This is a genomic window from Clostridium thermarum (assembly GCF_006351925.1).
GTDB lineage: Bacteria > Bacillota > Clostridia > Clostridiales > Clostridiaceae > Clostridium_AU > Clostridium_AU thermarum.
On record NZ_CP040924.1, the window covers coordinates 242,501 to 264,180 of the forward strand.

General features: G+C 37.8%; 19 protein-coding genes, 1 tRNA gene, 2 rRNA genes and 2 pseudogenes (1 of these 24 cut by a window edge). 21 read left to right on the plus strand and 3 right to left on the minus strand.

What is annotated here, in order from left to right:
• From FHY60_RS01070 to FHY60_RS01080, 3 genes are all read left to right on the plus strand, one after another.
• Positions 1-976: ribosomal RNA gene (locus FHY60_RS01070) — 23S ribosomal RNA — on the plus strand; it begins 1,975 nt to the left of the window's first position.
• 46 nt (positions 977-1,022) lie between these two features.
• Positions 1,023-1,139, plus strand: a 5S ribosomal RNA gene (gene rrf, locus FHY60_RS01075).
• 7 nt (positions 1,140-1,146) lie between these two features.
• A tRNA-Asn gene (locus FHY60_RS01080) sits at positions 1,147-1,221 on the plus strand.
• 75 nt (positions 1,222-1,296) lie between these two features.
• Here the strand turns inward: FHY60_RS01080 and tnpA are convergent.
• On the minus strand, positions 1,297-1,602 hold the full coding sequence (gene tnpA / locus FHY60_RS01085) for an IS66 family insertion sequence element accessory protein TnpA (protein WP_139902344.1): 306 nt from the start codon (positions 1,600-1,602) through the stop codon (positions 1,297-1,299).
• Positions 1,603-2,116: 514 nt separating this feature from the next.
• Here tnpA and FHY60_RS01090 point away from each other — a divergent pair.
• Both FHY60_RS01090 and FHY60_RS01095 read left to right on the plus strand, forming a co-directional pair.
• Positions 2,117-2,860, plus strand: a complete 744-nt coding sequence (locus tag FHY60_RS01090; protein WP_139902346.1) for a hypothetical protein — start codon at positions 2,117-2,119, stop codon at positions 2,858-2,860.
• Between the two features lie 290 nt (positions 2,861-3,150).
• Positions 3,151-3,609 (plus strand): hypothetical protein, encoded by a 459-nt coding sequence (locus tag FHY60_RS01095; protein WP_139902349.1) that lies wholly within the window; start codon positions 3,151-3,153, stop codon positions 3,607-3,609.
• Between the two features lie 468 nt (positions 3,610-4,077).
• Here FHY60_RS01095 and FHY60_RS01100 read toward each other — a convergent pair whose 3' ends face one another.
• The gene (locus tag FHY60_RS01100; RefSeq protein ID WP_139902352.1) at positions 4,078-4,353 is read right to left on the minus strand and encodes a DUF4372 domain-containing protein; all 276 of its coding nucleotides are present in this window, start codon (positions 4,351-4,353) and stop codon (positions 4,078-4,080) included.
• Between the two features lie 428 nt (positions 4,354-4,781).
• Between FHY60_RS01100 and fusA the strand changes: the two genes are divergently transcribed.
• The 5 genes and pseudogenes from fusA to FHY60_RS01125 all read left to right on the plus strand — a co-directional run bounded on the left by fusA (position 4,782) and on the right by FHY60_RS01125 (position 9,894).
• Positions 4,782-6,866, plus strand: coding sequence for an elongation factor G (fusA, locus tag FHY60_RS01105; protein ID WP_139902354.1), 2,085 nt, complete (start codon positions 4,782-4,784; stop codon positions 6,864-6,866).
• A 96-nt stretch (positions 6,867-6,962) separates the two neighbouring features.
• Entirely contained in the window at positions 6,963-7,199 is a 237-nt protein-coding gene (locus FHY60_RS01110) for a hypothetical protein (protein WP_139902357.1), read from the plus strand.
• Between the two features lie 173 nt (positions 7,200-7,372).
• Positions 7,373-8,311, plus strand: a pseudogene (locus FHY60_RS01115) (ROK family protein); the annotation flags it as partial.
• Positions 8,312-8,403: 92 nt separating this feature from the next.
• A pseudogene (locus FHY60_RS01120) lies at positions 8,404-8,868 on the plus strand (CinA family protein); the annotation flags it as partial.
• Positions 8,869-8,940: 72 nt separating this feature from the next.
• Positions 8,941-9,894, plus strand: a complete 954-nt coding sequence (locus FHY60_RS01125) for a CPBP family intramembrane glutamic endopeptidase (protein ID WP_180375445.1) — start codon at positions 8,941-8,943, stop codon at positions 9,892-9,894.
• Between the two features lie 195 nt (positions 9,895-10,089).
• Here the strand turns inward: FHY60_RS01125 and gloA2 are convergent, their stop codons facing one another.
• Positions 10,090-10,476 (minus strand): SMU1112c/YaeR family gloxylase I-like metalloprotein, encoded by a 387-nt coding sequence (gloA2, locus tag FHY60_RS01130; protein WP_139902368.1) that lies wholly within the window; start codon positions 10,474-10,476, stop codon positions 10,090-10,092.
• A gap of 136 nt (positions 10,477-10,612) precedes the next feature.
• On the opposite strand from gloA2, the gene FHY60_RS01135 reads away from it, so the two are divergent.
• The 11 genes from FHY60_RS01135 to FHY60_RS01185 all read left to right on the plus strand — a co-directional run bounded on the left by FHY60_RS01135 (position 10,613) and on the right by FHY60_RS01185 (position 21,650).
• On the plus strand, positions 10,613-11,137 hold the full coding sequence (locus tag FHY60_RS01135; RefSeq protein WP_139902371.1) for a cysteine hydrolase family protein: 525 nt from the start codon (positions 10,613-10,615) through the stop codon (positions 11,135-11,137).
• 85 nt (positions 11,138-11,222) lie between these two features.
• Positions 11,223-11,762, plus strand: coding sequence for a hypothetical protein (locus FHY60_RS01140; RefSeq protein WP_139902374.1), 540 nt, complete (start codon positions 11,223-11,225; stop codon positions 11,760-11,762).
• Between the two features lie 103 nt (positions 11,763-11,865).
• Complete coding sequence (locus FHY60_RS01145; RefSeq protein WP_139902376.1) at positions 11,866-12,285, plus strand: GNAT family N-acetyltransferase; 420 nt, start codon at positions 11,866-11,868, stop codon at positions 12,283-12,285.
• A 174-nt stretch (positions 12,286-12,459) separates the two neighbouring features.
• Complete coding sequence (locus FHY60_RS01150) at positions 12,460-14,118, plus strand: SulP family inorganic anion transporter (protein ID WP_139902379.1); 1,659 nt, start codon at positions 12,460-12,462, stop codon at positions 14,116-14,118.
• A 133-nt stretch (positions 14,119-14,251) separates the two neighbouring features.
• Complete coding sequence (locus tag FHY60_RS01155) at positions 14,252-15,334, plus strand: PD40 domain-containing protein (RefSeq protein WP_139902382.1); 1,083 nt, start codon at positions 14,252-14,254, stop codon at positions 15,332-15,334.
• A 47-nt stretch (positions 15,335-15,381) separates the two neighbouring features.
• Complete coding sequence (locus tag FHY60_RS01160; protein ID WP_139902385.1) at positions 15,382-16,005, plus strand: hypothetical protein; 624 nt, start codon at positions 15,382-15,384, stop codon at positions 16,003-16,005.
• Positions 16,006-16,207: 202 nt separating this feature from the next.
• Positions 16,208-18,124 (plus strand): ABC-F family ATP-binding cassette domain-containing protein, encoded by a 1,917-nt coding sequence (locus tag FHY60_RS01165; protein ID WP_139902387.1) that lies wholly within the window; start codon positions 16,208-16,210, stop codon positions 18,122-18,124.
• A gap of 118 nt (positions 18,125-18,242) precedes the next feature.
• Positions 18,243-18,659 carry a HutP family protein gene (locus FHY60_RS01170; RefSeq protein WP_139902390.1) on the plus strand — a complete coding sequence of 139 codons (417 nt, stop codon included), beginning with the start codon at positions 18,243-18,245 and terminating at the stop codon, positions 18,657-18,659.
• A 283-nt stretch (positions 18,660-18,942) separates the two neighbouring features.
• Positions 18,943-19,950, plus strand: coding sequence for an ABC transporter substrate-binding protein (locus tag FHY60_RS01175; protein WP_139902392.1), 1,008 nt, complete (start codon positions 18,943-18,945; stop codon positions 19,948-19,950).
• 1 nt (position 19,951) lies between these two features.
• Positions 19,952-20,881, plus strand: a complete 930-nt coding sequence (locus FHY60_RS01180) for an ABC transporter permease (RefSeq protein ID WP_139902395.1) — start codon at positions 19,952-19,954, stop codon at positions 20,879-20,881.
• Positions 20,856-21,650: an ABC transporter ATP-binding protein gene (locus FHY60_RS01185; protein ID WP_139902398.1), complete on the plus strand. Its 795-nt coding sequence runs from the start codon at positions 20,856-20,858 to the stop codon at positions 21,648-21,650. Before FHY60_RS01180 ends, FHY60_RS01185 begins: the two co-directional genes overlap by 26 nt.
• Positions 21,651-21,680: the final 30 nt, after the last annotated feature.

Genomic DNA, 21,680 nt, shown 5'->3' on the forward strand with positions numbered 1-21,680 from the left:
CTAAGGTAGCGAAATTCCTTGTCGGGTAAGTTCCGACCCGCACGAATGGCGTAATGATTTGGGCACTGTCTCAACTGCAAATCCGGCGAAATTGTAGTGCAAGTGAAGATGCTTGCTACCCGCGATTGGACGGAAAGACCCCGTAGAGCTTTACTGTAGCTTAGCATTGAGTTTCGGTATTATCTGTACAGGATAGGTGGGAGACTTGGAAGCAAGGGCGTCAGCCTTTGTGGAGTCGACCTTGGGATACCACCCTGATGATACTGAGATTCTAACCGGACACCATGAAGCTGGTGACGGGACATTGTTAGGTGGGCAGTTTGACTGGGGCGGTCGCCTCCTAAAAAGTAACGGAGGCGCTCAAAGGTTCCCTCAGAACGGTTGGAAATCGTTCGTAGAGTGTAAAGGCAGAAGGGAGCCTGACTGCGACACCCACAAGTGGAGCAGGGACGAAAGTCGGACTTAGTGATCCGGTGGTACCTCGTGGGAGGGCCATCGCTCAACGGATAAAAGCTACCTCGGGGATAACAGGCTGATCTCCCCCAAGAGTCCACATCGACGGGGAGGTTTGGCACCTCGATGTCGGCTCGTCGCATCCTGGGGCTGAAGTAGGTCCCAAGGGTTGGGCTGTTCGCCCATTAAAGCGGCACGCGAGCTGGGTTCAGAACGTCGTGAGACAGTTCGGTCCCTATCCGTCGCGGGCGTAGGAAATTTGAGAGGAGCTGTCCTTAGTACGAGAGGACCGGGATGGACTGACCTCTGGTGTACCAGTTGTTCTGCCAGGAGCACCGCTGGGTAGCTATGTCGGGACGGGATAAACGCTGAAAGCATCTAAGCGTGAAGCCCACCTCAAGATAAGATTTCCCATGACGTAAGTCAGTAAGACCCCTTGAAGAACACAAGGTTGATAGGCTAGAGGTGTAAGCACAGTAATGTGTGCAGCTGACTAGTACTAATAGGTCGAGGACTTGACCTAAAACACATTCTTATGTGCAATTTTCAGAGAACAAACTTCTCTGATATCTGGTGATGATAGCGTGAGGGTTACACCCGTTCCCATTCCGAACACGATGGTTAAGACTCACAGCGCCGATGGTACTGCTCGGGAGACTGAGTGGAAGAGTAGGACGTTGCCAGGTCAGGCATTCCGCGATAGCTCAATGGTGGAGCATTCGGCTGTTAACCGAAGGGTTGGAGGTTCGAGTCCTCTTCGCGGAGCCATTTTTATTTTTTTGGAAAGTTAATCAGGCGTGAGCCTGATTTTTTTATTGAATATAGCAAGAGAAAGCTGTCCCTCTATATTCTTTTCAAGTGAACAACCTCTGAGAAGAGCTCTTTATTAAAGCCTTCAGAAACTGACACTTCAACGTTTCCCACTTTTACAGTAATAGTTGGCGATAATGTAATAGAACTTGTCTGAACTGAAACCCAATTTTGCTTAGCTTCGTCATTGGACTTAGTTTTTTTAAGCTTTTTATTCCAGCAATGCAGGGCATTTATGTTTTTCTTGTTAAGTTTGCACCATGCCTTTGCTGATAGTCCGCTGGAGTGATAATCATTAATTAAACCTTGCCATTCTTTAGAGTTATCTATACTTTTCAATATTCAAACCTCCCTAGTAAATCATCCTGAAGGTATTATCTCATAAAAATTTTATATAAAAGCTGTAGCAAATATTGCAAAAAAAATTGAATCCTTAGTAAATTAGATTACGGAAAAATCTGTGTCTACTTAATATACTTAATTTAACATGAGAGATTTTTCATTTGTAATATTAAAAAGTTTAGGATGTTTCATATTAGAAAAAGACTTGTTGCTTTAATTCTAACACTGATAATATCAGCTGTATCACTTGGTTTTACCAATGCTGATGCACCAGGTACAGTTGTTAACCATGAAATATCCTGCTTGTTACAGCCCTTATATAAAAATTCTTTCACAAATATTCCTTATAATTGAATATTTGTTTTATTTAGGAGGAATTTTTAAGTATGTGTAGAATAAATATCATCGAGGCTATATGCATATATAACCAAATCGCTAATTATTATTTAGGAGGAGAGAAAAAATAAGAAGAAAAAGATTATCATTATTAAGTTTACTTCTAACCATTGTTTTGACGTTATCAACTACCATTAATGTATTTGCAAAAGATAATTTTAGTGATGAAAAAGAGTATGCTAAGAAATTCCTTAAACTAATGGGCCATGATGTAGAACTAGGCAAAGCGATACCATTATATAATATTGATGATGAGTTAGAGGCACTAAGTATTTCAATAAACGATGGGGGTTATGTCATAATTAATACTAATGATTTATCAGTACCAGAGTTTTCATTAAAGACCGAAAATCCATATTCAGTTTTAAATGATACTTCGAAACCCATATACAATGGACCACTTAAATATTATAAATATGAGGATGGTCAACTAGTAAGTCTTAATACAAATAAAAAGGTAGACAAAGATAAGCTTACCAAGAATTATAAGAAATCTGCTTCCGAAAAAGAAAAAAATATAAATCAATTAAATGACGCTTACAGTATTGAGAGCAATTATTCATCGACATCTTACGGCTCAAGGATAACAGGAACTCTAAGAACATGGGCTACATCTCATTATTGTGGTGTAGATGGTGCTGCTATACTGCTTATGTATTATGATGATTATTACAATGATAATACTGTAGCTACCAGCTATGAATCAGCATCGGCTTTAACAGGTTTACTTGCCGGTACATACATTCCGGATGCCGGCACTAGCGCAAGCCAAGTAGGAAGCGGATTAAGTCTATATTGCGGTGATAGATATTTGTGGTATCGGGCATCTCTTGGCAGAGCTATTTATATTCTCAAATAAAGTCATTAATTAATAGAAACCTGCCTGTAATAACAGGAACCGAACCCGGAAACCCAATAGATGATAATCATTGGTTAATCACTCATGGATATACAGAAAATTATGGGTATTATTATTTGATTGTGAATGATGGATTTGGTCATAATGATGTAACCGTTACTTCAACAGCAACATACTATGATGACATCATCTGGTTAGAGTAGTTTATAAAAAATATTGATACTATATAAATCTTGACGATTCAATATACGTATCACAATATCTTAAATAGTAAGCTTGGGGTGATGGCTATGCTAAGAGATTTTAAAATTGGAAAAGGTATATTTTATATTTTACTGATACTTTGTTGTGTACTTTATTCAGGTTGTTCAAAAGGCAATCCCAATAATATAGAGCAAAAAAAAGTATTGTCGGTAGAAATCGACAGTAATAAAGTTGATTTTATTGAGGCTACTAAAGCAGGTGACAGTGAAACGCTAAAGAATGAAGAAATTAATGATATTAAAAATATAGTAACCTCAATTAATTCATTGACATATGTCAATTTATGTGAAGAGACTATTCCAAATGGAGAATTATATTCCATTAAGTTAGTTTTTAAGGATGATACCAATCCACTGAGATTATCAATAGCTGATAGAAATAAGGAATCTCTATTCCTAAGTATTAATGAGAAAAAGTTTATTATAGATAAAAACAGTGAAATTGTTTCTGTTCTAAATGATCTATACCAAAAACTTTTTTATTAAGAATTATTGAATCACCTCCTTCAAATCTAAGTTTTACAAAATTAATTGTCTTTAGAATAATCAAATGGTCAAGTGTATCAAAGCATTTTGATAAGTCCATCCTAGTGCACAGTGTAGGGTGGTGTCGCAAAACTACTTTAAAAAGTAGTTTCCGGCTTCTAGTGTTGCATTAATACAATTAAATACTGTTGACAATTTTAAAGGGAGCTATTGGATTTTTATATATTCCAATAACTCCCTGATTTTTGGTTAGCTTGGACTCAAAAAGAAAAATTTGCCCTTAAGTAGTTGGATTTATCCTATGGCTTAAATAAGGAAAATTTTTAAATGAGAAGCTAACTTCAAGGCAACTAATACTACGGTAGAGTCAATTATTTTAGCAGGTGGAATGTCCTTAAGTAGCCTAGCGGCACCATGTCTTCTCTTAGCCTTATCAACTAAATAATAGAAAATCTCTTCAAATATTCTTTAATCACGGGTAGCATTTTTTCGTGAAAACTGTGAAACACTTGGTACATTTATTAAATTTCTCAATTTTCTATTTGTTGCTATTTCTTCATTTGCCTCTCTCAAACTATTGCACTGTTTAAAATTCAGATAAAGCATCGAATTTATATGAGATTTAGTATCAAAATGCTGACTGCGGCAGTCTCCCCCGTACCTTTCTATAGTGCTAGCTAAAAAATTCCCTCCTATTTCCGCTATCAGTTTATGAAAAACTAATTTATTATTATAATTGAACATTAAAAAAGCCTCCTTTGTGTTTAGTTTCTAGTCAAAACTATTAAAACACAAAGGGGCTTATTTTTTTATTTTTGTTAAGCTACAGAATCCAATATATTTATTCCGCCAACGCCCACCCCCTTGTATCCATGTTAAAACTATAGGTATATTGGTAATAAAATATTAATATTATTAAACTGGATCCGCTGAATAAATCATCAGATGCAGGTAATAATTATAATGTCTAAAGATTTTGAAAATTTTATTAATTCCAGAAGGAAAATTAAGCTAAAGATAGAATATATTATTATGGTTACCGCAGGGAAAGCTTACGGAAACTTAACTTATATATGAGCCGCAAAGTTTATCGTCAGCGCTTATCGGTGGTGTGTAAGTTAATAGTTGAAGTTGTTTCTCTATAAGTCAAAACTATATTAGGGGGTATCACTATGAAAGACTATCAAACCCAAAATCTTAGAAATGTTGGAATCATTGGACACAGCGGGTCCGGAAAGACAACGTTAACAGAAGCTTTGTTATATTATACAAAGACTATAGACCGTTTTGGTAAGGTTGAGGATGGGACTACTACAAGTGATTATGATATAGAGGAAAAGAAAAGACGTATTTCTATTTCTTCTTCTGTAGCTCCAATTGAATGGGAGAACACAAAAATAAACCTAGTAGACATTCCTGGATATTTTGATTTCGTAGGTGAATTAATTCAAGGCATGAGACCTGTAGACGTTGCATTGATAGTTCTATGCGGAGCTTCTGGTATTGAAGTAGGAACAGAAAAAGCCTGGGATTATGTTAACAAAATAAAGCTTCCCAGAACATTCTTCATTAACAAGCTAGACAGAGAGAATAGCAGTTTTGAGAAAGTTTTACAGGCATTGAAAGATAAGTTTGGCATCTCAGTAGTACCAATACAATACCCTATTGGCAGCGAAGCAGATTTCAAAGGTGTAATTAATGTAATATCCAGAAAAGCCAGAATATATAACCCTAAGACAAAGACTATGGAACCAGCAGACATACCAGCAGATTTAATAGATAAGGTTGACGAATGTAAGAGAATGATCATGGAGGCTGTTGCGGAAACAGATGAAGAACTATTAGAAAAGTACTTTGGTGAAGGTGAATTAAGTGATGAAGAAATATATGGCGGATTAATAGCAGGCTGTGCATCCGGTGATATAGCTCCTGTTATGTGCGGCAGCTCATTAGAGTGCATAGGCATGGAGACCTTGCTGGAAGACATAGTAGAGTGCTTCCCATCTCCTGAATATGCTATTCCGCAAAAGGCAATGGACCTGAAGAATAATAAAGAAGTGTATGTTAAAATAAACCCTGCAGAACCATTTTCAGCTTTTGTATTTAAAACCATTGCAGACCCCTTTGTTGGAAAATTATCCATATTTAGAGTTATAACCGGTAAGCTTAAAAGCGATAGTATAGTTTATAACTCAAATAAAGAGAAACAAGAAAAGATTGGAAGCCTATATTTCTTGAGAGGAAAGAATCAGATCCAAACCACAGAAATAGTGGCCGGTGACATTGGTGCTGTATCAAAACTGCAGTATACCAATACTGGAGAAACGCTGTGTGATCAAAACCTTAATATAGTATATGACAAGATTAATTTCCCAGAGCCGGTAATTTCATTGAGTGCAATGCCTAAGGCCAAGGGTGATGAAGATAAGATATCCTCAGGTCTGCAAAGATTGATGGATGAAGACCCAACTTTCACAGTAAGAAGAGACATAGAGAATGCAGAAACAATTATTTCAGGTGTAGGAGAAACACATTTGGACGTAATTGCCAGCAAGTTAAAGAACAAGTTTGGTGCAGAGGTTGTCCTTCAAGCACCTAAGGTTCCATACAGAGAAACCATTAGAAAGACCTCGGATGTACAGGGAAAACATAAGAAACAGTCCGGTGGTCATGGACAATATGGAGATGTTTGGATTAAATTCGAGCCCAGATATGATGGCGATGATCTTCTATTTGTTGATGAAGTAGTAGGTGGAGTTGTACCAAGACAGTATATACCTGCTGTAGAAAAGGGATTAAGGGAATGTATACAGCACGGGGTACTGGCAGGTTATCCTGTTATCAGATTAAAAGCTACATTACATGATGGATCTTCCCATCCCGTTGACTCTTCTGAAATGGCCTTTAAAGTTGCAGCTTCACTAGCATATAAAAAGGGCTTAGAAGCGGCAGATCCGGTTTTATTAGAGCCAATTATGCATGTTGAAGTTACTGTTCCGGATGAGTACATGGGTGACATTATAGGTGACATCAACAAGAAGAGAGGAAGAGTATTAGGCATGGACCCTGTAGAGGTCGGACAGAAAATTATGGCTGAAGTTCCTATGGCAGAAATGTTTAAATATGCAACCGATTTAAGATCAATGACACAAGCCCGAGGTACTTTCAGGATGACTTTTGAAAGATATGAAGAAGTACCTGTATCTGAAGCTGCTAAGATAATTGAAAATGCAAAGAAACAGCATGAAGCTGTATAAAAAGGTGGCCTTGGCCACCTTTTTTTCTGTATACATAATAACTAAAAATATGGACATATTATAATATATCCTACTCTTAAGGAGGGTGCTTATCCTATGTCGCAGTATAGGTTAGATGTTATGGGCAATATTGGATTAAGTGATTACAGCAATATCAGTGATTATATTGAATTGGTAGATTCAGACGACAAGTTTACAATCACTTTTGACAATGTAAGTACAGAAAATATAAATATCATATGTAGCATGCTCCAAGAGAAGAATTTTATTATTTATTCTAGAGAAGAGCACAGTGACGGAAAGATTTATTTGTCTGTCAGGAGAAAAGCCTAATCTGAGTAAATATGACAAGCAGCCAAAGACATGGTTCTTGGCTGTTTACTGTTTTATAGGTTATTGAATAAATTAGTATTAATAATTATTTAATTATGGTATAATAAAAAATTAGATAATAAGGCATTAAAAAAGAAAATAGGGAACATATTGGAGGGTTAACGCATGGATAAAAATATGTAGTAGGAGTAGATCTCGGGGGGACAAAGATTTGCGGCGCAGCATCAGACTTGGAGGGAACACTATTAAGTAAGATAACAGTTCCTACTAATGCCCATGAAGGTGAAGAGGCAGTAATGCAAAGAATTCTACATGTAATCGAAGAAGCGGTTAGAGCTTCTGAAAAAGATTATAGTGAAATCAGAGCAATAGGAATTGGTTCTCCAGGACCCTTAGATTCCAAAACAGGAGTAATATTAAATTCAGCAAACCTACCTTTTAAGAACTTCCAGATAGTTAAAGGTATAGTAGATAAGTTTGGAATTCCAACATATTTAGAAAATGATGCCAATGCTGCAGCTGTAGGTGAATACCTTTTTGGTGCCGGTAGAGGAACAGAGAATATGGTTTATATTACTGTAAGTACCGGTATTGGCGGTGGAGCAGTATTAAATGGCAAATTGTATAAGGGAGCAACTTCTAACGCTCTTGAAATAGGACATATAACTGTTCAGCCTGAAGGACCAAGATGTAACTGTGGTAACTATGGTTGTGCAGAAGCTTTTGCATCCGGAACAGCTATTGCCAGACAGGCAAATGATGCAATCAACAGAGGTTTGGAAACATCTCTAACAAAATACGAGAAGGTTACTTCCTATGAAGTTTTTGTTGAAGCAGAAAAAGGGGACCCAGTAGCATCCTTTGTACTTGGCAGAAGCCTTACTTATTTAGGAATTTGCGTGGCAAACGTAATCTGCTGCTTTGACCCTGAGGTTGTAGTAATCGGCGGCGGAGTTTCAAAGGGAGGAGAAATAGTATTTCAGAGAGTAAAAGAAGTAGTAAAGAACAGAGCCTTAAGACCAATGAACAACTGTAAAATAGTTCCCGCAGGACTTGGAACAGATGCAGGTGTTTTTGGTGCAGTAGCTGTGGCAATAACTGAAAGCAGATAATAAAAGGGACGTAATGATACCGGGGGGAGATACTATCACCACCCGGTGTATTATTAGGAGGGAATATGAAAGATAATCTTAACACTCAGAACTTAGAGGATATAGTAGGGGCATTACTGGTATCAAAGGCCCTTACCATATCCACAGCAGAGTCATGTACCGGTGGGCTCATATCGGCCACATTAGTAAACTATCCCGGAATTTCGGCGGTACTAAGTCATGGAGTAGTGACATATTCCAATGAGGCTAAGATTCAGCTTCTAGGAGTTAAGAAAGAAACCTTGGATAGGTTTGGGGCTGTCAGTGAAGAGACTGCAAAAGAGATGGTAGAAGGACTTATTAGGCTTACCGGAACAAAAGTTGGTATATCAGTAACAGGGATTGCAGGACCAGGTGGGGGTACAGAAGCAAAACCTGTGGGTCTTGTTTACGCAGGTTTATATGTTAATGGCAGAGTTATGGTGAAAAAGTTTAACTTCTCAGGGACCAGGCAGGAGATAAGAAACAAAACGGTACAAAGCGTTTTGGAGTGGCTGAGGAGAGAAATTTATAGGTAGCCAGTCTGAGATTATTGAAATAAATTTGAAAGGGAGAAGTAAATGAAGTCGATTTTCCGTGCTAACCTGTTTATGCTTTTATTAATAGTGTTTATGCTGGCTATTGAAATGTTTCTGGTAAGGGATCTGATTGGCCTATTGGGATACGTAAATTTGATGGCTGTACATGAATACATTGCCCTGTTAATACCGGCAGTAGCTTTTATATTAATAACAAAACAGTCTCCAAAAGAAGTTTTCAGATTAAATAAAATTAAGCCTATAGATGCGGCTATAGCTATAACAATAGCGTTTTTTGCACAGCCTGTGGCATCTTTCTTATCTCAGATAACGGCCTTGTTTTTTGATAATCCTGTAGCCCAGGCCTTTGAGATATTAAAAGACATATCATATCCTAAATTGCTCTTTATGATGGCAATTACACCTGCGATATGTGAGGAGCTGGTTACAAGAGGGATAGTACTTCATGGCTATAACAAGACAAGCATCTTAAGGGCTGCACTGATAAATGGCTTAGTATTTAGTATACTTCATCTTGATCCACAGCAATCCTTATATACCTTTGTTCTTGGGGTACTTTTCGCATATATGGTTAGAATAACCAATTCCATATGGGCCTCAGTGCTATGTCATTTTACTTTCAATGGAATTCAAGTAACTATGCTTGAGCTATCGCAAATGTTAAAGGATAAGGTTGGCACTGAAGTCATAGAAGCAGCCCAGGAGGCTCAGCAGGTTACAACAGCAGCACAAACAGCCATAATGCTGGCAGTTAGTTTTGTAATTGCCCTGGGTTCCGCTGCAGCAATAGTGGGACTTTTGATTTATATGAACAATAGAAATAAAAAAGCTGTGGCAGCTGCCTACAGCGAAGGTAACGCATATGATAATATTAATTATGAAATAGACAATGAAAGAGCTTATTTGTTTAACAATGTACAGCAACAGGAAAGAACTTTTATTGCCTATATTCCGCTAGTTATTTTAATCTTTCTTTATATTGCCATAATGATGATAACTTCATAAGCTTGGACAGATTAAATTTACTGTATTAATTATGGACAAATTCTGCTATTATATCCTTAAGGTGACTATACTTGGATATAATAGCTCTTTTATTTATAGTTGTCTCTATAAATAAAAGAAATTCAGCAACCGCTGAATTTCCACCACAATTATTCATTATTAATTACTCATTAAAAAAGTGCTTCCAACTTTTTCCTAAACTTCGTAAAGCTCTATGGGAAGTCCATCTGGATCGCTGAAAAAGGTGAACTTTTTCCCTGTTAACTCATCTATTCTAAGAGGTTCTGTCTTTATACCTTTTAGTTCTAGTTCCTCTATAGCTTCAGTTATATCATGAACCTGAAAGGCAATATGCCTCAGACCTGCTGCCTCTGGATAGCTTAAGCGCTTAGGTGGATTGGGAAAGGAAAATAGCTCTATTACATATTCGTTACCCAATGCTAGGTCTAGTTTATAGGAAATCCTCTCTTTCCTATAGGTTTCCTTTAAGGGCTTCAGGCCAAGAATATCAACATAAAAGTGCTTTGAACTTTTGTAATCGGAACAAATAATTGCTACGTGATGAACTTTGTTGAGTTTCATTAATATCACCTCTTCCACTATTATAGTATATAAGGGTGTAAAATTAAAAGTTAAGTTATTGAAAAACTTAAATAGTTATTTATTATTTCTAGTATGAATAATATAATATACCAGGATAAATTAGGAGGGCAGGGAAATGAGTTTAAATTCTAGCAATACAGCTCTTTTAGTAGTTGATGTACATAGAGGCTTGTTTAGCGGACCTAGTACGATACACAATGAGAGGGGGTTGTTAGATAATATTGTTGGCCTGATCGATGAGGCACATAAGGCAGGGGTTCAGATTTTTTACATACTGAATTTTAATCGAGCTTTGAGTGGCTTAGGGATGCCGGCTGTTAAATTACACCCTAGAATTACCTTAAGGGATGGAGATGTTTTATTATATAAGGAACAGATAAGTGCTTTTAAAAATACCGGGCTTCATGAAGAACTTAGGAAAAGGAATATATACAAAATAGTAGTCACAGGACTGATTACCCAGGGAGCTATAAAGACCACCTGCCTGGATGGAAAGCAACTGGGCTATGAAGTAGTATTGGTGGCAGACGGCCACAGTAATAACAATCAGAATGCAGAAGAAGTAATTAATCAGTGGAATGAGAATTTGAGAAATGAAAATATCATTGTGTTAAAGAGAAAAGAGGTACACTTTATATAGATTACCTGTCTCAAAGTTAATCTTTGCTTTCTATGTTAATCTATTATATAATATTATATATCTATGATGGAAGGGGGGGATGGGAGTGAAGGCTGTATATATAGTTATGTCCCAAACTGGAACTTGGCTTTCAAAGATGATAAAATTGTATACTAAATTAAGCTACAATCACATATCTTTAAGTTTAGATGAAAGTTTGAGTACAATGTATAGCTTCGGCAGAGTCAATCCTATTAATCCTTTTAGTGGTGGATTCGTACTTGAAAATATTAATGAAGGAGTATACAAGATATTCCCAGAATGTAGATGTATTATATATAAGCTTGAAATAACTGATGAACAATACAATAGATTACAGCAGCTGTTAAAAGACTTTGAGGTTAATAGACATAAATTGAGATATAACTTTTTAGGATTACTATATGTTGTTCTTAAGTTGGACAAGTATAGGAAGAACCACTACTTTTGCTCACAGTTTGTATCCGAAGTCATGCAGAAGAGTGGTATAGTTCAATTTGATAAACCATCGAATTTAGTAACAGTTAAGGATTTTATGAAGATCAGTTTTATGTATCCTGTTTTTGAAGGGTACACCAATCAAATATTTAAGTCAGTAATTGTTTAAAAACCGCAATCATATAATTTTATATTTTCATAAAGCATGGCAGAAATCTAGAGAATTTATAGACTTTCTGCCTTTAATATTTATATAGTATGGAGTGGTTGCTATGATAATAAGGCAGATGACCATAAATGATTATGATGAAGTAATGAGATTGTGGGAAGCTGCACCCTACATAGTGGTTAGTGACGCTGATTCGAGAGAAAACCTTGCCAGGTTTCTTGAGAAAAATGCATGTTTTAACATAGTGTGCCAAATAGAAAACAGGATAGTAGCTGCGGTACTTTGCGGTTGTGACGGGCGTAGAGGTTACATATATAGCGTAGCTGTGGAACATAAATACAGGATAAGGGGAATTGGCCTAGAGATGGTCAATGAGGTTTTGAAGAGATTGAGGGCTGAAGGTATTGACACATGTCACCTATTTGTATCTAAGGACAACCTTTGGGATCAAGATTTTTGGTCAAACACCGGTTGGGAGCAAAGAAAGGATATGTTGATATATACACAAAGGTTGGGAAAATAAGCTTGAAGGGATTTTTAGTATGAGATAGTGCCTAAGTGCAAACTTATATTAAAATTTAAATATTCGGAATATTGGAACTTTATTATTATGCGAATTACCACTATTATTAAAGTTTTTTCAGTGCTAGAATAGTTGATGGAGTTGACTAAAATTAAACAAGGAATCGCATAAAAGATGCGCAATATTGAAAGGAGTCTTAAAGTGTCTACATTCAAACCCAAATTCTTTACCTGCATGAAGAATTATAGTCTTTCTCAATTTTATAAGGATATTACTGCAGGGGTGATAGTTGCAATTATAGCCTTACCGCTGTCCATTGCCTTGGCTATAGCTTCCGGTGTATCTCCGGAGAAGGGGCTACATACAGCAATCATAGCAGGATTTTTTATTTCCTTCTTAGGGGGCAGCAGAGTTCAAATTGGTGGACCAACCGGAGCCTTTATGGTGATTGTTTCCGGAATTATCGCTGAGCATGGTCTGGAGGGATTGATCATATCCACTATATTAGCGGGTGTAATTCTAGTATTGATGGGTGTTTTCCGCCTGGGGAGCATAATAAAATTTATACCCTATCCCATAACCACAGGTTTCACCAGCGGTATAGCTCTAGTAATATTTTCAACTCAGATTAAGGATTTCTTTGGATTATCAATAGAAGAGGTTCCTTCAGAATTCATAGAAAAGTGGGAATCTTATATTTTAAATATAAACAAAATAAATTGGACAAGTGTTCTTTTAGGCGTTGCTGCTTTACTTATCATCATATATTGGCCAAAGGTAAACAGAAAGATACCGGGCTCTTTGGTGGCTCTTATTGTTACAACCTTGATTGCCTATTTCTTTAAGTTAGATGTTGATACCATAGGCAGTAAGTATGGTGAACTTTCATCGGCACTTCCTATGCCAAAGCTTCCTAATATCAGCATAGCTACTGTTAAGAAGTTGCTCCAGCCCGCTTTTACAATAGCACTGCTTGGGGGAATTGAATCATTACTTTCTGCAGTAGTAGCTGATGGTATGATAGGAGGAAAGCATAGGTCCAATACTGAATTGATTGCCCAAGGTGCAGCCAATATTGCTTCTGGATTATTTGGCGGTATACCGGCCACAGGAGCTATTGCAAGAACAGCAGCCAATGTGAAAAATGGAGGAAGAACTCCGGTGGCTGGAATGGTACATGCCTTAGTACTGCTTTTAATCATGGTTCTCTTTATGCCTTATGCTAAGCTTATTCCACTGACATCTCTGGCTGCCATACTAATGGTAGTAGCTTACAATATGAGTGAGTGGAGAGCCTTTAAGAGCTTACTAAGTGCTCCAAAGAGTGATATTTTTGTGCTGCTGGCTACTTTTGCTTTAACAGTACTCATAGATTTGGTTGTGGCCATTGAAATTGGAATGGTCCTGGCAGCCCTCTTATTTATGAAACGAATGGCTGATGTCACCCAGGTTCAGTATGTATCCATGGATCTGGATGATGTGGATTCCGACACACCGCTGAGAGATACAGTTTCAAAGGACGTGCTGGTATATGAGATAAATGGGCCCTTCTTCTTTGGGGCAGCTGACAAATTTGCAGAAGTCATAGAACAGGTTCAGGGTCCGGCCAAGGTCCTTATATTAAAAATGAATCTTGTACCGGCCATGGATGCTACCGCAATTCATGCCATGAATAAATTGAGAAAAACTTGTAAGGCATCTAAGACTAAGCTTATACTTACAGGGGTTAAGGCTCAACCCTATTCTGCACTGGAGAAAGCAGGCTTTATTGATAAGCTGGGAGAGGGAGCAGTCTTCGAGAGCTTAGAAGAAGCTTTGGAAAAAGCTAGTTAGGAATTAAGGATTAAAAATTAAGAATTAAGGAGGATTTTCTGTGGGTGGACCGCAGAAAATCTTTTTTTTATAAATAAAATTGCACATTTTTATTCAAAATAATATCATAAGTTTTTGGGGAGGTGTTTTATTTTTGAAAGTGGCTAAGGTAAGATTCTTAAGAGTAATCAGCTTGTTTACTACGATGATTTTGTCATCAGCATGTTCAAGTCAGCAGGTTACAGAGGTAAAGCAGACAAAAGAAGTACTTCAAAATATTGCAGTTGAAAGAGAAAAAACAATAATATTAAAAAATATACATACAATTCAAGGCATATATCCTTTAGACTGGTTCGATGAGGAGTATATACTGATTAAAAAGGAAAACATAAATAAGCCTGAAATTGATAAAGGAGATAGTACAAAGGGCTATCCCAATAATTTATATAAATACAATATAAAAACCGGAAAGGAAGAATTACTGGTAGCATCCACCCGGGACATAGGTTATGCAGTGCTGTCTCCCGATAGAAGATATGTGTACTATCAGGAAGATGCAGATGTTACTGCCACGGGATATATTTATGACATAGAAAATAATAAAAATATAAGAGTAACGGACATGGAAGAGATCCCTGCAGGTATCGGAAGATGGGTAGATAATAAGATAATCTTCTATTCTGCTGCAAAGGGGGCCGTATTCACCGCAGATGTGGCCGGTTCCAGAAAGCAGATAATACCTGCCAATGGCATGTTTATGAGGGATCCAATTAAAGTTAGTGATAATGTCTACTTTGTTTCCAGTGAATATAAGCTTTATAAGTATGATATAACGGCCAATAAGCTTACAAATCTGCTCAGTAATGCGGCTGAATTTGTTCCTAATAAAGATGGAAGTAAATTTGCATTTGTGCCCTTGGGACGTAAGAGTCTTGATATAAGAGATGCCAAGGGAAATAAGATAATGAACATATATGATCAAGGGAGTGTGGGAGGCTTTAGCTGGTCCAAGAATGGCAAAAGACTGGCTTATGTTGTTATGCCACAAGAAAGCAATAAGGAACTCTTGTTTATTACCCATGTGGATACAGGAAAGACAATACAGTTTCCTTTAGACTTACCTCAAAGTTTTCCAAACATTCTATGGAACCCTTCTGAAAATAAACTTCTGATGACAGGCTATGAGATTGTTGACAATATAAATAAACCTTTTGCAGTAATAATTGAATTAGAATAATTTAAAGTATATAATGGGGATATATGGTATATGAAGGGTGTGTAGTTATGAAGAAGAAAAATTTGGCTATAGGTGTAGCAGCGACAACAGCGGTAGTTGGAGCATCTGTATATGCAGGAATAAAGCTGCTTAAGAAAAAGAAGGCTCAAAAGGTGGCAAAAGTAGTCAGTGAGACAAAGATAATTAGCCTTGATTTTCCCCAGTATGAGACCTTGAAAGACCTGTATGATAACAGCGAAATAGTGATCAGGGGACAGATACTTGATACAGGTATAAAGGAAATTCATATGGGTGACCATGAGGACGGAGAACCTATAGAATATCTTTATACCGTTTCCAGAATAAAGGTTTTAAAAGTTATAAAGGGAAATATCCAAGAAGGAGACATCATCTTTGTTAAACAGCTGGGAGACGGAAAAAAGGTAATAGCCAACGGCTTTGACGAGGATAGGTATTTCAAACCTCAGGAGGAATACTATCTGTTTTTAGAGACCTTTGGCAAAGACAGTGTTTCAATGCCTTACTCCTGTGTAAATCCCAAGCAGGCATGCTTTAAAGCAGATTCAGGCATAATCAGCAGTGAATATATAAATATTGCTATGAACACCGGCTATTTAGGAGAGAGTGTGACGGCAGAGGAGTTTGAAGCACAACTGGGGGAGTTCAATTGACAATTATGTAAGAAATTCAGCAAAGCTGAATTTCTTTTATTTTTAAGGGTTTATTTCTATTTGAAAGAAAGTGTGAAGCAGTTTTCTTTAGTGACAAGTTAAGTGTGACAAGTTTATAATGTATTTGCTCTTTTCATCCGCTTATGTTATAAAGTAATTGAAGTTTATTTTAAGGGCATAAGTCCCATAGAGAGGAAGAAACATGAATCTATTAAGTGCAGAAAATATTACAAAGAGCTATAGTGAAAAGAAACTGTTTAATAATATAAATTTAGGTATAAATGACGGAGATAAGATAGGGGTTATTGGCATAAACGGTACAGGGAAAAGCACCCTCCTAAAGGTCATTGCCGGAGTTGAAGAAGTGGATGAGGGGAGGATTATTAGGTCCAATGCTCTTCAAATAGAGTATCTACCGCAAAATCCACATTTTGATCAGGAAGCTACGGTGCTTCAGCAGGTCTTCAACGGCAATTCTCCCATAATGAAGTTGATCAGAGAATATGAAGAAGAACTCCAAAAGGATTCGGGTTTTGGAGAAAAAATGATGAAGCTCACCCATGACATGGATGCGGCAAATGCATGGACAATAGAAAGTGAAGCCAAGGCCGTTCTTAACAAGTTAGGAATTTCAGATTTTAATGCTAAGGTAGGTAACCTTTCCGGAGGACAAAGAAAAAGGATAGCCCTGGCCTCAGCCTTGATTCATCCTTCAAACCTGTTGATTCTGGATGAGCCTACCAACCACCTTGACAATGATACAATAGATTGGCTGGAGCAGTATCTAAACAAGAGAAAGGGTGCCTTGCTCATGATAACTCATGACAGGTACTTCCTGGATAGGGTTGCTAATGAGATAATAGAATTAGACCGGGGCAATTTGTACACCTATAAGGGGAACTATACTGAGTTCCTAGAGAAGAAGGCGGAAAGAATGGAAAGAGAAGAAGCCAATGAAGCTAAGAGGCAAAATCTCTTAAGAAAGGAGTTGGCTTGGATAAAGCGGGGGGCAAAGGCCCGAACTACCAAGCAGAAAGCCAGAATAGACCGCTTTAATAAGCTGGCTGACCAAACCGTGAATAAAGTACAGGACAAGGTAGATATCTCAGTTGCCAGCAGCCGTCTGGGCAAAAAGGTGATAGAGTTAAAGCATATAAGCAAGTCCTTTGGAGAAAGAGTTTTAATAAAGGACTTTGAATACATCCTGCTGAGAGATGATAGAATAGGTATAGTGGGGCCTAATGGAAGCGGAAAGTCAACCTTGATGAATATCATTGCCGGCAATCTAAAGCCGGATAGTGGAGAGGTGGAGGTTGGAGAAACCGTAAAGATAGGCCTGTACTCCCAAGAAAACTATCATATGAAAGAAGATATGAGGGTTATTGAATATATCAGGGATGCAGCAGAGTATTTGACTACTGCTGAAGGTGAGAGGATAAGTGCTTCACAGATGCTTGAAAGATTTCTCTTCCCGCCGGAAGCACAGTGGACTCCAATTGGAAAGCTATCAGGGGGAGAAAAGAGAAGGCTGTATCTTCTAAGGGTGTTGATGGAAGCTCCAAATGTTCTGCTCTTAGATGAGCCTACCAATGATTTGGATATTCAAACTCTCACTATTCTGGAGGACTATATAGATAATTTTGCCGGGGCTGTCATCACAGTATCCCACGACAGATACTTCCTAGACAGATTGGCAGAAAAGATCTTTGCCTTCAAGGGAGAGGGAGAAATAGTGCAATATTCCGGGGACTATTCGGACTACAAGGCAAAAGTTGCAGAGGAAGAAAAGGCTATCAATGAAAACAGTGAAAAATCCAAGGAAACTGTGAATATAAATAAATCGTCTGTGGATGAAATAAAAGAAGAAAAGAAGAAACCTGTAAAATTCTCATATATGGAACAGAGAGAATATGAGCAAATAGATTCAATAATTGCAGACTTAGAAGAAAAAATAGAAGAAACAGAGAAGAAAATAGAAAGGGCTGCGGCAGACTATTCATTGCTGCAGGAACTTTTAAAGGAAAAAGAAGAACTTGAAGCCAAGCTTGAGGAGAAGATGGAGAGGTGGATGTATCTCAACGATTTGGCAGAACAAATTGAAAAGTCTAAAAATAATTAGTAATTTGTAATGAGTAATGAGTAGTTAAGGATGAAATTCAGCTTATCAGCTGAATTTCTACATAAATTGCTCATTACACATTATTAAATTACAAACATAAAAGGTGGGTGTGAATATAATGACAATAGATAGTATTGATGTGGCTAAGGCTTCAGTGAGGCTTGCTATTTCTTCCAGAGAGGAAGAGAAGGAGCTGGAAGCAGAATTTCAAGCTAAGGGCATTAAGACCGTGGCAGTAGATGTAGGCGGAAACCTAATTAATTCTATTCCTAAAATAATAGAGAGAGCTCTTGTGGCGTCTAAAAGGTGTGGGCTTATTAAAGACTGTCATGTACATGACGGCGCCGTAGCCGGGGCTGCAAGAGAGGCTATAGCCCAGTTGGCGCCCAAGGCCAACGGATTAAACGTGGGAGGCAAGATAGGTATTGCAAGATATGGAGAGCATTTGAGTCTTTGTATTTTTATGAGTATAGGCCTTTTACACCTTAATGAAGTAGTAATAGGCATAGGACATAGATCTATACCGGACCTGTAAAAATCGTATTGACAATTATGGGAAAAGGTAATAAAATTTAAACAAGCCATAATGGTGTGGCTTGTTTGTAGTAGCATGGTAGAATAAAAAGTATTCAAGAAAAAATATTTGCAGCATGGTAGTATGGTAGGAGATAGTTTTGAAATAAGCGGATTAGTCTATTCTTTTTTGGAATATAAACTCTCCTATTAGGAGAGTTTTTTTGCATTTCTATATGTCCTATCTTTTCCAATCAGCTGCAAATAACAGAAATTTATCTAAATAATAACAGGGGGATGGTAGAATGGTAGGAAAAAAAGTATCACGTATTTTAGCAGTTGTATTAGGAATCTCACTTCTGGCGGGGTGTTCTTCAAAGGGCTCCTCAGGAACTCCGCTGAAAGACAAAAAAGAGATAAAGATTGGAATCACACAAATAGTTGAGCATCCGGCACTGGACTCAGCCAGAGAGGGCTTTATAGCTGCCTTAAAGGACAAGGGATATGAGGAAGGAAAGAATTTAAAGCTTGATATACAGAATGCTCAGGGCCAGCAGGCCACTGCCAATACTATAGCATCAAAGTTTGTTTCTGATAAGGTGGACATGATTTTGGCCATAGCAACGCCTACGGCACAGGCTGCATATAACCAAACAAAGGATATTCCTATTCTTATTACGGCGGTAACAGATCCGGTAGAAGCAGGGATAGCAAAGTCCTTGGAAAAGCCTGAAACCAATGTAACAGGTACTTCTGACAATGTGCCCATAGATAAGCAGTTTGAACTGTTGAAGCAGCTTGTTCCTGCTGCAAAGAAGGTAGGAGTTGTATTTAATACCGGTGAAAAGAATTCCGAAGTACAGGTTAAGGCTGCAAAGGAAACAGCACCGGGTATGGGACTGGAAATTGTAGAAATTGGTGTAACCGGCACGAATGATATTGCCCAGGCAATAGCTTCGGCTGTTGGCAAAGTAGATGTAGTGTACGTTCCCACAGATAATACTATAGCATCAGCTATGCCGTTATTAGTCGACAAATGCTATAGCAACAATATTCCCATAATTGGATCAGAAGCTGGAATGGTTGAAAACGGAGCATTGGCAACTTTAGGTATCGATTATTACAAGTTAGGATATCAGACTGGTCTTGTAGCTGTTGATGTAATCAACGGTAAGGCTCCAAAAGATATTCCTATAACAGTACTCGAAGATATGCAATTAGTAGTTAATACAGATGCCGCAAAGAAATTAAATATAACCGTTCCATCTGACATTTTAGATAAAGCAGAGAAGATAACTGGAGGGGTAAAATAAAATGCAAATTCTTTTCAATGTAATGGAGCAGGGGTTAATATTCGGTATAGTAGCAGTCGGGGTATATATAACTTATAGGATTCTTGATTTTCCTGATCTTTCAGTAGACGGGAGTTTCCCCCTTGGTGCTGCCATTACAGCTGCGTGGGTTGTCAAGGGAGGAGATCCCTATGTTGCCTGTTTGTTAGCTATAATTGGTGGATGTCTGGCAGGGTTTCTTACAGGTTTTCTCCACGTAGTATTGAAAATATCTAACCTATTGTCCGGTATTCTCGTAATGATGGCCTTATATTCAATTAATCTTAGGGTTATGAAAAAGCCTAATGAGTCACTATTGATGGCAGATAAACTGATTCTGCCAGGCAGCAGTGAACCTATAGTAAGAATTTTGATCGTTTTGGCCTTTGCCATGGCAGTAAAACTGCTTATAGACCTCTTTTTAAAAACAAAGCTTGGCTTTGTTCTAAAGGCCGTTGGTGATAATGAACAATTGGTTACTTCCTTAGCTATAAATAAAAGTAAGATTAAGGTCATTGGCCTGGTTATATCTAACGGTCTGGTAGCGCTGGCCGGTTCAATTTTGGCACAAAGCCAGAGTTATTCCGACGTAAATATGGGTACCGGAGTAGTGGTTATGGGTCTTGCTGCAGTTATTGTGGGTGAGGCGCTCATAGGGTATATAAAGAAATTATCCCCTATATTTAACTTTATAAAAGCTACGTCTGCAGTTATAGTAGGTGCAATGGTGTATCAAGCTGCTTTAGCACTTGCTATGAGATTGGGCTTGCCGTCCTCGGACCTAAAGCTTATAACTGCAACCATAGTGGTGCTTGCATTATCTTTAAACGGTGATATATTTAAGAAGTTTAAGTTTACAAGAAAATCCTCAGTGGGAGGTGATGGCATTGCTCCAAATACAAAATCTGCATAAGGTATTTAATAAATCCACCATCAACGAAAAAGTTGTGTTTGATGGACTAAACCTAAAGGTTGAAAAAGGACAGTTTATAACCATAATAGGCAGTAATGGCGCTGGAAAGTCTACCCTTTTAAATATAATATCCGGACTTTTACCTGCGGACGAGGGGTCAATAAAGCTTGAAGGAATGGAACTGACCGGAAAGCCGGACTATAGGTGTGCAAGGCATATAGGCCATGTGTTTCAAGATCCATCCAAGGGGGTAGCTCCTAATATGACAATCCTTGAAAACATGTCTATGGCCTACAACAAAGGCAAGAGCTTTAACCTTACCTGGGGTATTTCAAAGAAAAATATAAGTTACTTCAAGGAACTCTTAGCAGAAGTAAATCTTGGTCTTGAGGATAAGCTATATAATAAGGTAGGCCTCTTATCCGGTGGACAAAGGCAGGCACTATCCCTTATAATGGCGGTAATGACCAAGCCAAAGCTGCTTCTGTTAGACGAGCATACCGCAGCGCTGGATCCAAAAACTTCTGAAAGAATAAATGAAATCACAGATAATATAATAACTGAGCATAATATGACGGCCTTGATGGTTACGCATAATATGAATCATGCTATAAAAATGGGTAATAGATTGTTTATGATGGATCAGGGTAAGATAATTCTGGATGTACAGGGTGAGCAGAAAAGGAACCTGACCGTCAATAAGCTGCTTTCACACTTTGAAAGCTTGAATTCTAAAGATATGATAAGTGATAGGGTATTGTTTGCATAAGTTATAATAGATATAAAGATAGGAGATGGA

What these genes read in the sequence shown, in the direction of transcription:
- gloA2 (WP_139902368.1), bottom strand. Translation starts at nt 10,476, where the DNA reads ATGAAACTCAACAAAGTTCATCACGTAGCAATTATTTGTTCCGATTAC.
- FHY60_RS01170 (WP_139902390.1), top strand. Translation starts at nt 18,243, where the DNA reads ATGACAATAGATAGTATTGATGTGGCTAAGGCTTCAGTGAGGCTTGCT.
- FHY60_RS01175 (WP_139902392.1), top strand. Translation starts at nt 18,943, where the DNA reads ATGGTAGGAAAAAAAGTATCACGTATTTTAGCAGTTGTATTAGGAATC.
- FHY60_RS01160 (WP_139902385.1), top strand. Translation starts at nt 15,382, where the DNA reads ATGAAGAAGAAAAATTTGGCTATAGGTGTAGCAGCGACAACAGCGGTA.
- FHY60_RS01125 (WP_180375445.1), top strand. Translation starts at nt 8,941, where the DNA reads ATGCTTTTATTAATAGTGTTTATGCTGGCTATTGAAATGTTTCTGGTA.
- fusA (WP_139902354.1), top strand. Translation starts at nt 4,782, where the DNA reads ATGAAAGACTATCAAACCCAAAATCTTAGAAATGTTGGAATCATTGGA.
- FHY60_RS01165 (WP_139902387.1), top strand. Translation starts at nt 16,208, where the DNA reads ATGAATCTATTAAGTGCAGAAAATATTACAAAGAGCTATAGTGAAAAG.
- FHY60_RS01095 (WP_139902349.1), top strand. Translation starts at nt 3,151, where the DNA reads ATGCTAAGAGATTTTAAAATTGGAAAAGGTATATTTTATATTTTACTG.
- FHY60_RS01100 (WP_139902352.1), bottom strand. Translation starts at nt 4,353, where the DNA reads ATGTTCAATTATAATAATAAATTAGTTTTTCATAAACTGATAGCGGAA.
- FHY60_RS01145 (WP_139902376.1), top strand. Translation starts at nt 11,866, where the DNA reads ATGATAATAAGGCAGATGACCATAAATGATTATGATGAAGTAATGAGA.
- FHY60_RS01180 (WP_139902395.1), top strand. Translation starts at nt 19,952, where the DNA reads ATGCAAATTCTTTTCAATGTAATGGAGCAGGGGTTAATATTCGGTATA.
- FHY60_RS01110 (WP_139902357.1), top strand. Translation starts at nt 6,963, where the DNA reads ATGTCGCAGTATAGGTTAGATGTTATGGGCAATATTGGATTAAGTGAT.
- FHY60_RS01135 (WP_139902371.1), top strand. Translation starts at nt 10,613, where the DNA reads ATGAGTTTAAATTCTAGCAATACAGCTCTTTTAGTAGTTGATGTACAT.
- FHY60_RS01150 (WP_139902379.1), top strand. Translation starts at nt 12,460, where the DNA reads ATGCGCAATATTGAAAGGAGTCTTAAAGTGTCTACATTCAAACCCAAA.